General features: G+C 67.5%; 12 protein-coding genes. 7 read left to right on the top strand and 5 right to left on the bottom strand.

Features of this window, described 5'->3' with window-relative positions:
- Positions 1-43: 43 nt before the first annotated feature.
- The gene (locus GPX89_RS38885; protein ID WP_328602811.1) at positions 44-1,552 is read left to right on the top strand and encodes an APC family permease; all 1,509 of its coding nucleotides are present in this window, start codon (positions 44-46) and stop codon (positions 1,550-1,552) included.
- Here GPX89_RS38885 and GPX89_RS38880 read toward each other — a convergent pair whose 3' ends face one another.
- A complete protein-coding gene (locus GPX89_RS38880) occupies positions 1,553-2,125 on the bottom strand; it encodes a TetR/AcrR family transcriptional regulator (RefSeq protein WP_235949087.1) in 573 nt (190 codons plus the stop codon).
- Positions 2,126-2,238: 113 nt separating this feature from the next.
- Between GPX89_RS38880 and GPX89_RS38875 the strand changes: the two genes are divergently transcribed.
- Entirely contained in the window at positions 2,239-3,693 is a 1,455-nt protein-coding gene (locus GPX89_RS38875; RefSeq protein WP_157392757.1) for an MFS transporter, read from the top strand.
- A gap of 27 nt (positions 3,694-3,720) precedes the next feature.
- A complete protein-coding gene (locus GPX89_RS38870) occupies positions 3,721-4,248 on the top strand; it encodes a DoxX family protein (protein WP_157392756.1) in 528 nt (175 codons plus the stop codon).
- A gap of 220 nt (positions 4,249-4,468) precedes the next feature.
- Here the strand turns inward: GPX89_RS38870 and lipB are convergent, their stop codons facing one another.
- A complete protein-coding gene (gene lipB, locus GPX89_RS38865) occupies positions 4,469-5,140 on the bottom strand; it encodes a lipoyl(octanoyl) transferase LipB (RefSeq protein ID WP_328602810.1) in 672 nt (223 codons plus the stop codon).
- Positions 5,141-5,301: 161 nt separating this feature from the next.
- Here lipB and pheS point away from each other — a divergent pair, with 161 nt between their 5' ends.
- Positions 5,302-6,360 (top strand): phenylalanine--tRNA ligase subunit alpha, encoded by a 1,059-nt coding sequence (gene pheS / locus GPX89_RS38860; RefSeq protein ID WP_328602809.1) that lies wholly within the window; start codon positions 5,302-5,304, stop codon positions 6,358-6,360.
- Between the two features lie 32 nt (positions 6,361-6,392).
- Positions 6,393-8,894: a phenylalanine--tRNA ligase subunit beta gene (pheT, locus tag GPX89_RS38855; RefSeq protein ID WP_328602808.1), complete on the top strand. Its 2,502-nt coding sequence runs from the start codon at positions 6,393-6,395 to the stop codon at positions 8,892-8,894.
- Positions 8,895-9,475: 581 nt separating this feature from the next.
- On the opposite strand, the gene GPX89_RS38850 is transcribed toward pheT, so the two are convergent.
- Positions 9,476-10,933: an HNH endonuclease signature motif containing protein gene (locus GPX89_RS38850; protein ID WP_157392755.1), complete on the bottom strand. Its 1,458-nt coding sequence runs from the start codon at positions 10,931-10,933 to the stop codon at positions 9,476-9,478.
- Between the two features lie 121 nt (positions 10,934-11,054).
- Between GPX89_RS38850 and GPX89_RS38845 the strand changes: the two genes are divergently transcribed.
- Positions 11,055-12,368 (top strand): MFS transporter, encoded by a 1,314-nt coding sequence (locus tag GPX89_RS38845; protein WP_328602807.1) that lies wholly within the window; start codon positions 11,055-11,057, stop codon positions 12,366-12,368.
- 4 nt (positions 12,369-12,372) lie between these two features.
- Here the strand turns inward: GPX89_RS38845 and GPX89_RS38840 are convergent, their stop codons facing one another.
- Together GPX89_RS38840 and GPX89_RS38835 are read right to left on the bottom strand one after the other, a co-directional pair.
- Positions 12,373-12,765 (bottom strand): PPOX class F420-dependent oxidoreductase, encoded by a 393-nt coding sequence (locus GPX89_RS38840; protein WP_157392754.1) that lies wholly within the window; start codon positions 12,763-12,765, stop codon positions 12,373-12,375.
- A gap of 18 nt (positions 12,766-12,783) precedes the next feature.
- Entirely contained in the window at positions 12,784-14,184 is a 1,401-nt protein-coding gene (locus tag GPX89_RS38835) for an MFS transporter (protein ID WP_157392753.1), read from the bottom strand.
- Between the two features lie 88 nt (positions 14,185-14,272).
- Here GPX89_RS38835 and GPX89_RS38830 point away from each other — a divergent pair, with 88 nt between their 5' ends.
- Positions 14,273-14,740 (top strand): winged helix-turn-helix transcriptional regulator, encoded by a 468-nt coding sequence (locus GPX89_RS38830; protein WP_157392752.1) that lies wholly within the window; start codon positions 14,273-14,275, stop codon positions 14,738-14,740.
- The last annotated feature ends 27 nt before the right edge of the window (positions 14,741-14,767 follow it).

Here is a 14,767-nt window from a genome sequence, read left to right as displayed (position 1 = left end):
GCCGATTCGGTGTGCTGTTGATTTGCCCGTAGTCTTACATGACGTGACATCGCCCAGCACTCTGCGATCCGGTGCGCTTTCCCTGATCTCCAGCGTGGTGATCGGGGTGGCGTCGGCCGGTCCGGCCTACAGCATTACCGCGACGCTCGGCCTGGTGGTCGTGGCGGTCGGGGCGCAGTCGCCGATCATCGTGGTGCTGGCGTTCGTGCCGATGCTGTTGGTCGCGATCGGGTACCGGGATCTCAATGAGGTGGAACCGGATCCGGGGACCACGTTCGTGTGGGCGACGCGCGCGTTCGGGCCGTTCACCGGGTGGATGGCGGGGTGGGCCATCGTGGTGTCGGATCTGCTGGTGATGGCGAGCCTGGCGCAGATCAGCTCGCAGTACACCTTTCACCTGTTCGGGGCGCACGGGATCGGGTCGGATGGGACCAGCATCTGGGTGCTGTTGCTGGGGATTGCCTATCTCGTCGTAATGACCGTGGTCGCGGTGCGGGGGATCGACGTGTCGGCGCGACTGCAGTCGGCACTGCTGAGCGTGGAATTCGGCATGCTCGTGGTGTTCTCGGCGGTCGCGCTCGGGCGGGTGGTGCTCGGGAACGGACCCGACGGGGCGAGCCTGCCGAGCTGGGAGTGGTTCAACCCCTTCGCGATCGGGTCGTTCTCGGACTTCGTGACCGCGCTGCTGCTGATGGTGTTCATCTACTGGGGCTGGGACTCGGCGGTCTCGGTGAACCAGGAGACCGTGGACCCGCGGCATACGCCGGGCCGGTCCGCGGTGCTCTCGACCATCACGCTGGTGGCGCTGTATCTGCTGGTGACCGTGGCCGCGCAGGCGTTCGCGGGAGTCGGCAAGGACGGGCTGGGGCTGGCGAATCCGGATCACGTCGACGATGTGCTGGGCGCGCTCGGGCGGGCCGTGTTCGGCGACAGCGCGATCGGGACCGTCGCGGTGTACCTGCTGTTCGGCATGGTGCTGACCTCGGCGGCGGCATCGACGCAGACCACCATCCTGCCGACCGCGCGCACCACGTATTCGATGGCGCTGCATCACGCGCTGCCCGCCGCGTTCGGGCGCATCGAACCGCGCTTCCGCACGCCGGTGTTCTCGACCTGGGTGTTCGGCGGGGTGTCGGTGGCGCTGTACGTGGGCCTGAACTTCGCCTCGGGCGGGCGGCTCATCGCCGAGGCGGTGACGGCCATCGGCATCTCCATCGGCCTGTACTACGGCCTCACCGGGCTCAGCTGCGCGTGGCTGTACCGGCACGAATTCGCCGGTAGCCCAAGGACTCTCGTGGTCAAGGGCATCCTGCCGACGCTGGGTGGCCTGGCGCTGCTGTTCGCGGCGGGCTGGACGGCGGCGACCTCGTGGTTCAGCGCGGTGTTCGTGCTCGGTGTGGGCACGCTGCTGATCGGCATCCCGATCTATCTGACGCTGGCGCGCCGGATGCCGCCGTTCTTCCGGGGCGAGGTGCTGGCGCGCCGGCTGCCGGAGCCGACCGAGGACATCATCGAGGCCGACGCCGAACCCGAAGAACCTGTCCGGGCCTGATCAGATGCCTTCCTCGCTGAGGTTGGTGAGGATCTCGGCGGCCCACGGCGGGCAATCGGCGGTGACGTCGGTGAACCCCATCGCGGTCAGGTCGATGAGCAGCATGCCGGTGGCGAAGAAGCGGCGGACCTCGTAGATCGTCGCGCCGGTGAGTTCCTTGGCGAGGTCGTAGAGCTGCCCGTAGTGCTCGCGGATGTTCGCGCCGATGGCCGGTTCGCTCGCCGCCGCGATGCCCTGCAGGAAGACCCGGGGCAGATCGTGGTCGGTGAGGAAGTGCTCGCCGAAGTGCTGGCCGAGCGCGTCGAGGCGGTCCTTGGGGGAGGCATCGGGTTCGGCCATGGTGGCTCCGGCGCGGAAGATCTCCTCGATGCGCTCGCAGACCTGGTCCAGCACGGCCAGGAACAGCTGCTGCTTGGTGCCGAACAAACGGATCACATACGGCTGCGAGACTCCGGCCCGCCGCGCGATGTCATCGGTTTTCGTTGCGGCGTAACCGGATTCGGCGAATGCCGAGGTCGCCGCGGCGAGGACTTCCGCGCTGCGTTCGGTCGCCGTCATCCGGGTCCTGGTCATGGCTGTCGAGCCTCCTCGGTCGTTCGGGTCTCGGGGGAATCCTAGGCCCCATTGACATGTTATCAGTCGATGCATACTCTCTAGTTATCAGTCGATTACAACAAGGATTGGTCATGACTGAAACACTCGAAACCTCCAACGCCGCAACCAAGGTCGTGAACGCTGTCAAGCAGCGACCGCTCGCGGCGATCCTCGCGGCTGTCAGCATCCCGATGTTCATGGCCACCCTCGACAACCTCGTGGTGACCATGGCGCTGCCGGTCATCCGCACCGAACTGCACGCGTCGCTATCGGATCTGCAATGGTTCGTCAACGCCTACACGCTGTCCTTCGCGTCGATGCTGCTCACGGCCGCCGCCGTCGGCGACCGGCTGGGGCGGCGGCGGGTGTTCCTGTTCGGCATCACGCTGTTCACCCTCGGCTCGGCCGCCTGCGCCCTGGCCACCGAACCGTGGATGCTGATCGCGGCACGCGCCGCACAGGGCTTCGGCGGCGCGGCGATCGTGCCGCTGTCACTGACGCTGTTGACGGCGGCGGTGCCGGAGAAGATGCGCAGCGCGGCCATCGGAATCTGGGGCGGCGTCACCGGACTCGGTGTGGCGCTCGGGCCCGTGGTCGGCGGCGCGGTGGTCGACGGGCTCAGCTGGCAGTGGATCTTCTGGCTGAACGTGCCGATCGGCATCATCGCTGTGCCGTTCGCCGCTCGCGTGCTGAACGAATCCTTCGGTAGCACAGTGAAACTGGATCCGGCGGGCGTGGTGCTGTCCGCGGGTGGCGTGCTCGCGGTCGTGTGGGGCGTGATCCATGGCGCGGGCGACGGCTGGACCTCGGCCAAGGTGTTGACCGGACTGATCGGCGGCGCGGCACTGCTGATCGGATTCGTGTTGTGGGAGAACCGCTCCGCCGCGCCCATGCTGCCGCTGCGGCTGTTCCGTTCGCGGGGCTTCAGCGCGGTGAACATCGTGCAGTTCACCTTCTCGGTCGGCGTATTCGGGGCGATCTTCCTGCTGGCCCAGTACTTCCAGGTGGTGCAGGGTTATTCGCCGCTCGCGTCGGGTATCCGCACGCTGCCCTGGACCATGGCCCCGATGGTCGTGGCGCCGCTGGCCGGGCTGATCGTCGATCGGGTGGGTGTGCGGCTGCTGATCGGGATCGGGCAGGTGTTCCTGTCGGCGGCGCTGCTGTGGATGGCCTTGATCGCGACTGTCGATCTCTCCTACGGCTCCTTCGTGCCGCCGTTCGTGCTCGCAGGCGTCGGCATGGGCCTGACCTTCGCGCCCATCGCCACCGCCATCATGGCCAGTGCGGCCCCGGCCGATCAGGGCATGGCATCCGGCACCAACAACACCATCCGCGAGGTCGGTGTCGCGATGGGCGTGGCGATTCTGGCCTCGGTCTTCGCCTCCCACGGCTCCTACATCAGCCCGCAGCACTACGTCGACGGCCTGATCCCCGCCATCAAGGTCGGCGCGGTCATCGTCGCGGTCGGCGCGGTGGTCTCCCTGCTGCTCCCCAGCCGCAAGGACGTCGCCGAATCCACCACCGGTGCAACCATTTCCGCCCACTGACCCGGATCGACACGACGGGACCGCATCATGTTCACGACCCTGCTGCTCCTGACGATTCCCACCGTGCTCCTCCGCGCCCTCGGTGCCCTGGGCGTCGCCCGCTTCGCCACCTGGCGAGTGTCAGCCGCCCACGGTCTGGCCTTCATGCTGGTGAACACCGGTGCGGCCCATTTCGCCCCCGACTGGGTCACCGCCATCCCCAATCACAGCGACATGGTCGCCATGGTCCCGTCCTTCGTCCCGTTCCCCGACTTCACCGTCTACGCGACCGGTGTCCTCGAATACCTGGGCGCTCTCGGCCTGATCCTCACCCCGCCCACCCGCCGTCTCGCGGGCTTGTCCCTGGCCCTGATGTTCGTCCTGCTGCTCCCGGCGAACATCCATGCGGCACAGGCTCACATCTCCTTCCACGGCGACCCGGCCACACCGTTGTGGTTCCGGATTCCCGAACAGCTGGTCTACATCGCCGTAGCCCTGTTCGCCGCGCTGCGCACCGCCCCCTTCGCCGCAGCGGCCGTTCGGCGAGCGCCCGCCACCACCGCCGTGCGAGAGTGATGACCGCACAATCACGCCGCGCCCCTTCCGGATCGATCCGGAAGGGGCGCGGCGCGCATGGGGGCGACGCGCGATATGTCCACTGCCCGACAGAGTTTCGGCCGATTCTTCTGTCAGACCTTTGTTTCCGTGACGGTGACGTTCGGATTCGTCGCGGTGTTCTTCGGATCCCTGTGGGATTGGTGCGGGAGCAGGATCTACATCGACGGCCGCGTGCCGATCAGCGACCGGGCACCGGAGTAGGGGTCGCTTCGAACGCGGCGGCGACGGTCGCGACCGCTTCGGGCATCGTCGGTGCCGGTCGGTCGCCGAGTTCGCGTTCGAGACTGGTCATGTCGACGTCGGGGAGGCCGCAGGCGATTGCCATCTTCCAGGGGCTCAGGTCGCCGGTGACGTTGAGGGCGAAGCCGTGGGTGGAGACGTTGCGGCCGACGCGCATGCCGATGGAGGTGATCTTGCGGCCGGTGTCGCGGGTCCAGACGCCGGTGAGGAGCTCGGAGCCGGGTGGGGTGTCGCGGCGTTCGGCGGGGATGCCGAAATCGGCCAGGGCCTTGACGATTCGGTGTTCGACGTCGCGGATCAGGTCGACGACGCCCTCGCCGGGTTGCAGGCGGACGATCAGGTAGCCGACGAGTTGGCCGGGGCCGTGGTAGGTGAGCTGGCCGCCGCGGGTCGTGGTGAAGACGGGGATGTCGGTGTCCGGCGCGGGCAGGTGGGCTTCGGGGGTGCGGCGGCCGATGGTGAAGATGGGTTCATGGGTCAGCAGCCACAGGGTGTCGGGCCGTTGGTCGGCGACGCGTTCCTCCCACAGCTCCTGCATGCGGTCCATGGCCGCCGAGTACTCGATGAGGCGGTCGGTGTCGTCGATGAGGGTCAGGGGCCGGGACTTCACGAATTCATTCGTACACCCGCTGAGCGGTAACCACGCCGAGAGGGTGCGCCCGAGCTGGGAAAATCCAGGTGAGGTGGGCTGATTACAAGGATTACGATGCCACCAGCAAGAATAGGGAAGCAATCCCGACCCGTAACCAGCCTGGGGAGTGACGAACCATCGTGGCCGATGACAACAGTGCCGAGCAGAACGCTGCCTTGAGCGAGGAGTCGCTCGCTGCTGCCGCGGAAGCTGCTGAGAAGGCGTTTGCCGCGGCCGCGACCCTCGACGAGCTGGCGACCGCCAAGACCGAGTACATGGGCGGCAAGTCGCCGATCTCGCTGGCGCAGCGCTCGCTGGGCACCCTGCCCAAGGAAGAGAAGGCCGAGGCCGGCAAGCGCGTGAACGTCGCGCGCGGCCGCGTGTCGAAGGCGTTCGAGACCCGCCAGGCCGAACTGCTCGCCGAGCGCGACGCGGCGGTCCTGGTCGCCGAGACCATCGACGTGACCCTGCCCGCCCGCCGCCACGCCGAGGGCGCGCGGCATCCGATCCAGGTGCTGTCCGAGCGCGTCGCGGACGTGTTCGTGGCCATGGGCTGGGAGGTCGCCGAGGGTCCCGAGGTCGAGACCGAGCATTTCAACTTCGACGCCCTGAACTTCCTGCCGGACCACCCGGCCCGCACCATGCAGGACACCTTCCACATCGCGCCCGAGGGCTCGCGGCAGGTGCTGCGCACGCACACCTCGCCGGTTCAGGTGCGCTCCATGCTGTCTCGCGAGCTGCCGATCTACGTGGTGTGCCCGGGGCGGACCTTCCGCACCGACGAGCTGGACGCCACCCACACCCCGGTGTTCTCGCAGGTCGAGGGTCTGGCCATCGACAAGGGCCTGACCATGGCGCACCTCAAGGGCACCCTGGACGCGTTCGCGCGGGCGCTGTTCGGCCCGAACACCACCACCCGCATGCGGCCCAGCTTCTTCCCCTTCACCGAGCCGTCCGCCGAGGTGGACGTGTGGTTCGAGGACAAGAAGGGCGGCCCCGGCTGGGTCGAGTGGGGCGGCTGCGGCATGGTGAACCCGAAGGTGTTGATCGCCAGCGGCATCGATCCCGAGGTTTACAGCGGTTTCGCGTTCGGCATGGGTCTGGAGCGGACCCTGCAGTTCCGCAACGGCCTGCCGGACATGCGCGACATCGTCGAGGGCGATGTGCGTTTCACGCTGCCGTTCGGCATCCAGTCCTGACCTGACCCCGATACGAGGAAGCGAAACGTCAAGTGCGAGTAGCGCAGTCCTGGCTGACGGACATCCTGCAGCGGACCACCCCCGGGTGGTCGGTGACGGCCGAGGAACTCGACGCGGGGTTCGTCCGGGTCGGCCTGGAAGTCGAAGAAGTCGATCCGCTCGAGCCGGTGACCGGTGACATCGAGCACCCGCTGGTGGTCGGCCGTGTCGCCGAGATCACCGAGCTGACCGAGTTCAAGAAGCCGATCCGCTTCTGCAAGGTCGACGTCGGCAATCCCGAGCTGCAGGAGATCGTCTGCGGTGCGCGGAATTTCGCCGTCGGCGACCTGGTCGTCGTGGTGCTGCCGGGCGGCGTGCTGCCCGGCGGTTTCAAGATCGCGTCGCGGAAGACTTACGGGCACACCAGCAATGGCATGATCTGCTCGGTCGCCGAGCTGGGCATCGGCAAGGACCACAGCGGCATCCTGGTGCTCGAGCCGGGTACCGCCGAGCCGGGTGCGGACGCCAATGAGCTGCTGGGCCTGGACGATACGGTCATCGAGCTGGCCATTACCCCCGACCGCGGCTACGCCTTCTCGGCTCGCGGCCTGGCGCGCGAGCTGGCCTGTGGCTTCGACCTGGAGTACGGCGATCCGGCGCAGCGCCTGCTGCCGGACTCGGAGGCCGAGGCGTGGTCGATCAAGATCGAGCCGGATTCGCTGTGCACGCGGTTCGCCGCCCGCCGCGTGACCGGTATCGACCCGAAGGCCGTGAGCCCGTGGTGGTTGCAGCGCCGGCTGCTGCTGTCGGGTGTGCGCCCGATCTCCCCGGCCGTGGACGTCACCAACTATGTGATGCTCGAACTCGGTCAGCCGCTGCACGCCTGGGATGCCGCGAAGGTGTCGGGCGGGCTGGTGACCCGTCGCGCCCACAAGGGCGAAACCCTGCGCACCCTCGACGAGGTCGAGCGCACCCTCGACTCCGAGGACGTGATCATCGCCGACGATTCCGGCGTGGTGTCGCTGGCGGGTGTCATGGGTGGCGCGAGCACCGAGGTCGGCTCGGACACCACCGATGTGCTGCTGGAGGCGGCGACTTGGAATCCGGTCGCCATCGCGCGCACCGCGCGTCGGCACAAGCTGTCCTCGGAGGCGAGCCGCCGCTACGAGCGCATCGTTGACCCCGAGATCAATGTGATCGCGCTGGATCGCGCCGCCACCCTGCTGGCCGAGATCGCCGGTGGCACGGTCGAATCCGTGCTGACCGACATTCGCGTGCCCACACCGCAGCCGCAGCCGATCGCCATGGACATCGACCTGGCCGACCGCACCGCGGGCGTGCACTACGCGCCCGGCGCGGCCACCCGCCGCCTGCAGCAGGTGGGCTGCTCGATCGAGGTGGGCGTCAGTGAGGCCGGGCACGGTCAGCTGGTCGTCACCCCGCCGAGCTGGCGGCCCGACCTGGTCCAGCCCGCCGATCTGGTGGAGGAGGTGCTGCGCCTGGAGGGTTTGGACAAGATCCCGTCGGTGCTGCCGACCGCTCCCGCCGGCCGCGGCCTGACCGCCGAGCAGCGCCGCCGCCGCGCGGTGAGCAAGGCGCTGGCCTTCGAGGGCTGCGTCGAGGTGCCCGCGCCGGTCTTCATGCCCGGTGGCGTCTTCGACACCTGGGGGCTGGACGCCGACGACGCGCGCCGCAAGACGCTGCGCGTGCTCAACCCGCTCGACGTCGAGCGGGCCGAGCTTTCCTCGACCCTGCTGCCCGGCCTGCTGGAGATCGCCGCCCGCAACCTCTCCCGCGGTGAGCGCGACCTCGCCATCTACGGCATCGGCCAGGTCACCCTGCCGACCGCCGAGACCACCGCGGTGCAGCCGCTGCCGGTCGACCGTCGCCCCACAGAGGATGAGATCGCCGTCCTGCTGAAGTCGTTGCCGCTGCAGCCGATTCACATCGGCGCGGTGCTCACCGGCCGCCGCGAGCCCCGTGGTCCGTGGGGCTCGGGCCGCGCGGTCGAGGCGAGCGACGCCTTCGCCCTCGTGGACGCGATCGCCGACGCCTCCGGCGTGGTGATCGAACGCCGTGCCGCGCAGTACCTTCCGTGGCACCCGGGCCGCTGCGCCGAGCTCGTCGTGGACGGCGTGGTCGTCGGCCACGCGGGCGAACTGCACCCGGCGGTGCTGGAGCGTTCGGGCCTGCCCCCGCGCACCTGCGCGGTCGAACTCGACCTGGACGCGATCCCGGTCCGCGAAGTCCGGCCCACCCCGGTGGTTTCCGCGTTCCCCGCGGTGCTGCAGGACGTGTCCGTGAGCGTCGACAAGGCGGTGCCCGCGGCATCGGTGGAGTCCGCCCTCCGCGCGGGTGCAGGCGAACTCCTCGAGAACATCTCGCTCTTCGATGTCTACGAGGGGGCCCAGGCCGGTGAGGGCCGCAAGTCCCTCACCTACGCCCTGCGCTTCCGCGCCACCGACCGTACCTTGACCGAGGACGAGGCCAGCGCCGCCCGCGACGCGGCCGTCGCCCGCGCGGCCGACGCGGTCGGAGCCGTGCTGCGCGGCTGATTCATTCCCGGAGGAGGCCCCGATCCTGTTGGATCGGGGCCTCTTTCGTGCGTGTGCCAGAGGCAGAAAGATAGATAGAGGCAAGAGATAAAAGAAGGAAAAGATAAAAGAAGAAAAAGATAAAAGACGCCTGGACGAGGGAGAGGGGATGGCTGGGTTGGGAGGCCCGGCTCGGTTCCAGCCTCCTTCAGGCTCGAACCGTGTTGGCCTCCCGGTGTAGACGTCCGAGTTGTCTCGTTCCAGCCACCCCGGTTCATCGAGTGGCACATATTTCCGGACGAAACAGATAAAACCTCTCCAGGATGTGCCACTCGATGAAAGGGCCTCGGCGTGTCGGGAACCGGGGCCGTGTGTCGGGTGTTTTGGTCTTTGTGGTGTTGTCTTGGAACGTGATCCGTGCAGTCTGTGGGCTGGGATCGGTGGTTACGGCTGGCGGCTGGGCGTCAGCCCAAGTCCGGTAGGGCAGGCGAGGCGACCACACTTCCGGTACATCCCGCCTTCGAGCAATCCAGTTGTCAGTTCACTCACTCCGGGAAGTCTTCTCCCGAGTTACCTGGCCTCATGGGTCTGAATCACATGTTTCACGCCGCGCGAGAAGACCATTCGCGGGAGCGCGCCTCGATCGCGGAGGCGACCCCCTCCCCAATGTGATGTGTCTCGTTCACGCGGGGAGTCTGCGTCGGGTCGATCGATTTCGGTGGAATCCACCCGACGCGTCCCGGGTACGGGGAGTTCTTGCTGAGCATCACGGTCTTCCACCCGTTTTCGCTGTCGTTGACCATCGCGTGGTGGTGATCGCAAACGAGAGCGAGGTTGTTCAGGTCGGTGGGTCCGCCCTTGGCCCAATCGATCACGTGGTGGGCTGCGCACATGCTCGCGGGCATATCGCAGCCCGGGTGGGTGCAACCCCGATCCCGTGCGATCAACCCGAGACGTTGCCCGCCGGAGGCGAGGCGCTTGCCGCGTGCCAGGTAGACCGGGACCCCGTGCTCGTCGAGGACGGCGAGGACCGGGCGGGTGCCGGTGGCCATCTTCAACGCGGAGTCGATCGGCACCTGTACTCCGGAGGCGGTGGTGGCGTAGCCGGTGCCGCGTTCGACATCGGCGAGGTTCATGACGAACACCGTCTGCACCGCCATCCCCCGATGCTTGCCGAGCTTGCTCATATCCACCCCGGGTTGCAGCATCGCGATGAACGCATCGTGGGTGCGCTGGGCCGCGTCACGACGATCCCGGCGCGCGGCCGCGTCCAACACTGTGGAGTCGATGACGGCATTGCTTGCGGTGCTGGGGCTTTCGTTGTCGTCGGGGTTGCACATGCCCGGGCGTGCGTACTTGGCCAGGAACGGATCCAACAGGGCACGCAGCTCCGGGGTGAGGTAGCCCTCGATCCAGGTCATGCCGTCGATGCCGGGACGCCCGACCTTGATGCCACGCTTGCGTTGGCGGTCGGCGACGTTGAATACCGTCCCGTCGGGATCGACGCGGGCCATGATCTCGCGCCCGATCTTGGGCAGATCATCGGGAAGCACACCCGCACAAGACTTCTCCACCAGCAACTCCTCGGTCTGCGCGCGTTCTTCGGCGGGCAGGTCGGCAGGCAGATGGGTCATGATCTTGACGATGTTGCGGGCATGATCACGTGAGATATCCCCAGCCGCAGCAGCTTCAGCAAGAACCGGCAGAGCCGGTGTACCCAGCTGGCCGTTCGACCCACGGAACTGACCGCACTCACGAGCGAGCTTCACCCGCACCGACGCATCCGCAGCCGACAGTCCCAGGGTCTGGCGCAGGAACGGAATCAGCTTGCCCGCGCCGGTGGTTTCGGGCAGGCACCGTTCGGAGGCTTCCAGGATCAGTTTCGGATCCAGCGCGGCGAGTTGACGTTTGCAGGTTTCGAGCTGCTGCATGAACGCCACAACCTGAGCGTCGGCGAACGGTGTCAGGTCCCCGTGGGCGACGGTGTCGCACAGATAGTGGACCGCGGTCACCAGGTCGGTGATGCCGCTGCTGTCGAGTGTCACTCCCTTCGAACCCATGTGCTAATTCTACCGCATGCATGATCGCTATGGAACCCGAAATCCATTGTGATACAACATATTTCAGACAAGCATGCGTTTCCGAAGGCTGCTCCTGGCGTCCATGGAGCAGAATGCGCGGGTGGAATCTGTTGACCTGTCACGTGCGACGTTGCGCAAGGTGACCATTCGGTTGGTCCCGTTTCTGGGCCTGCTGTACTTCGTGAACTATCTGGATCGGGTGAACATCGGGTTTGCGGGGCCCAATGGGATGAAGGCTGATCTCGGGTTGAGTGAGACGGCGTTCGGGTTTGCTTCGGGGATCTTCTTTCTGGGATATCTGGTGCTCGAGGTGCCGAGCAATCTGGCGTTGCATCGGTTCGGGGCGCGGCGGTGGATTGCCCGGATTCTGGTGACGTGGGCGGTGATCGCGTCGGCGATGGCGTTCGTGCCGAACGGGACGATGCTGATCGTGCTGCGGTTCCTGCTGGGCGTCGCGGAGGCGGGGTTCTTTCCGGGAATCCTGCTGTACCTGACGTACTGGTTCCCGCAGCGGCAGCGCGCGCGGATGGTGGCCTTGTTCATGACGGCCGTGCCGATCTCGACGGCGCTGGGCGCCACCCTGTCGAGCCTGGTGTTGCAGTGGGGGAACGGTGTTTTCGGGCTCAGCGGCTGGCGGTTCATGTTCCTGGTGGAGGGCATCCCGTCGCTGATGTTGGCGGCGGTGACCTGGTGGTACCTCACCGATCGTCCGGAGCAGGCGAACTGGCTGCGGCCGGCCGAAAGGCAATGGCTGGCGGCGGAACTCGCGGCCGAGGAGCAGCAGCGCGTGGCCGAGGAGCATTGGACGGTGCGGAAGGCGCTGACGCATCCGCGCATTCTCGGGCTGGCCCTGGTGTACGGCGGCATCGTGTACGGCCTGTACGCGCTCGGGTTCTTCCTGCCGACCATCATCAACGAGTTCCAACAGCAGTACGGCGCACACTATTCGGTGATCCAGCGCGGCCTGATCAATGCGGTGCCGTATGTGATCGGCGCGGTGGTCATGGTGTGGTGGGCCCGCCACGGTGATCGCACCGGGGAACGCGTGTGGCATGTGGCCCTGCCCGCGTTGGCCGGCGGGCTGGCGATTCCGGTGACGCTGTATCTGGGAAACCCGTTCAGCGCCATGGTCGCCGTCACCGTCTGCGGGGTCGGAGTGCTGGCAGCGTTGCCGACCTTCTGGGCCCTGCCCAGCACGTTCCTCTCCGGCGCCGCGGCCGCCGGCGGAATCGCACTGATCAATTCGATCGGCAATATCAGCGGCTTCGCCGCGCCGTATATGACCGGCTGGCTGAAGGACTGGACCGGGACCCAGAAGGTCGGACTGTGGGTGGTTGGTTTGTGCATGGTGGGTTCGGCACTCGGCGCGCTCGCCCTCCGCGCGGGAACGCGGGAACGAGCGACGTCGGGCTAGCGGGTCAATGCCGCAGGCGCTGCGCCTCGGGGTCGACGCCGAAGCTGAGGATCCAGCGCGGGTGGATGCGGATGATGGGTCCGCTCCATTGGCCGGCGGAGTCCTCGGGGTCGACGAGCGCCTCGGCCTCGCCGCGGATCTCGATACAGCGTGGTGCCCACGGGTTCACGCTGGCGAGATCGTCGACGACGAACGCGACCGACGAGCCTGCCGCGACATTCTTGAACTTCCGGCTGGCGGCCATGTCGTGGCCGCTGATATCGATGGTTCCGAGCTTGTCGTTGAACCCGAAGCCGACCGGATTGTTCTGCACGGTGCCGTCCGGCCGGACGGTGGCGAGCCGACCGAGGTGCTGGGCGCGCAGGTATTCCAGCTCGCGTCCGGTGAAGGAATCCATTGTCGTTTCTCCTCTGAACTATTGATGTTGCGGGACCAGGACGGATCGCCCGAGAATGCCGAAACCCGCGATGGCGGCGGCCAATTCGGTGACGGTGATGAAAGCCCAGCCGCGGTCGTAACCGGACATGCCCTGGTCGATCTCCGAGTGGCCCAGCAGGGCGATGAAAGCGGCGACGCCGAGCACGGTGCCGAGCTGGCGGCCCATGGCGAAGATGCCGCTGCCCACCGCGCGCTGGTCCGGCGGTAGCGGCGCCGAGATCGCGGCGGCCAGGGTCGGCAGCGTCAGCCCCACGCCCGCACCGATGATGAGTCCGCCGGGCAGGTAATGGGTTACGTAGGCGGGATCGGTGGTCATGGTCGCGAGCAGCAACGTGCTGCCGAGCGCGGTGACCAAGGTTCCGGCGACGGCAAGGGGGCGATGGCCGAAGCGTGCGATCAGTCTGGCGCTGACGGTGAACGAAACCAGCGCCGCCATCGCGGGCCCCGGCGCGAATTCGAGCCCGGCCTGCAGCACCGACCCGTGCCAGGCGTCGGTGAGAAACAGGATGTTGCCCAATACGATCGCGCCGAAGCCCGCGAAGAACAACACCGTCACGGCGGTCGCGGCCGAGAAGGCGCGGTCGCTGAACATGCGCGGTTCGACGACCGGTTGCCGATGCCGCGCGCAGCGGGCGAGGAAGGCCGCCACGGCCACCGGACCGCCGACCAGGCAGGCCACGGTCGCCGGTGCGCCCCACGACCAGTCGTTGCCTTTGACCACTCCCAGGGTGAGCAACCCGATACCCAGAACGAGCAGCATCGCGCCCGGGAGGTCGGGCAGCTGCGGCCGGCCCTCGGCGCGTGATTCGGCCACCAGCCAGAAGGCGCCGGCCAGCGCCAGCGCGGCGATGGGCGCATTGATCAGGAACACCCAGCGCCACCCGGCCTGCACCAGGAGTCCGCCGAGCGGAGGCCCGGCGGCCGCGGCGAGCGCCCCGCTGGCCGCCCAGGTGGCGACTGCGGAAGGCCTACGCGCAGGCGGAAATTCGCCGAGCAGCAGACTCAGCGAGGTGGGGACCAGCGCCGCCGCTCCGACGGCCTGCGCGACCCGGGCGGCGATCAGCCAACCCAGTGACGGCGCCACCGCGCAGCCGATCGAGGCCGCCGCGAATACCGTCAGTCCGGCCGCGAAGCCCGCGCGCCGGCCATAGGCGTCGGCCAACCTGCCGAGTGGAATCGGCAGCGCCGCAAAGGCTATCGCGTAGGCGTTCAGCACCCAGGACAACGATGCGTCGTCGGTGTGGAAGGCGTGGCGCAGATTCGGGAACGCCACATTGACGATGAACAGGTCCAGGCCGGCCATGAACGTCGCGGCCGACACCAGCAGCAGTATCAGGCGTAATCGGGGAGATGGTGAATCGTTTGGTACGTGGGACATTTCGACCTCCCTTAGTAGGTATCGTGATTGGACCTACTAGGTAGCGTGACGATACCAGGGGTGAGTAGCTTCACGCTACACTTGGGAAATGCTCCCCCGGGCCTACGACTCCCAGCACTGCTCGATCGCCGCGACCCTCGAAATCGTCGGTGACCGTTGGACTTTGCTGATCTTGCGGGAGGCCAGCCGGGGCGTCACCCGGTTCGCCGACTTCCAGCACACCCTCGGACTCGCCCGCACCGTGCTCAGCGACCGGCTGGGCCGACTGACCGAGCACGGGGTGCTGGAACGGCACCGCTATCAAGAGCGTCCGGAGCGTTTCGAATACCTGCTGACCAGCAAGGGCGCCGAACTCTGGCCGGTGCTGAACGCGCTGATGACCTGGGGCGACAAGCACATCATGGCTGACTTGCCACCGGTTGTGGTGCGCCACAACGACTGTGGCGGATCGATCGACAGCCACCGCATCTGCCGGACCTGCCACAGCCCGGTCGAACTCCACGACGTCTATCGCGAGCCGGGCCCCGGCGCGCTCCCGGTACCCGGTCGCGGCTGACCCTCGTCCGGTTAACGCCGGATTGAT

This window comes from Nocardia terrae (genome assembly GCF_009760405.1).
Lineage (GTDB): Bacteria > Actinomycetota > Actinomycetes > Mycobacteriales > Mycobacteriaceae > Nocardia > Nocardia terrae.
The sequence above is the reverse complement of the archived record's forward strand: the minus strand, read 5'-3'. Positions and strand labels throughout refer to the sequence as shown.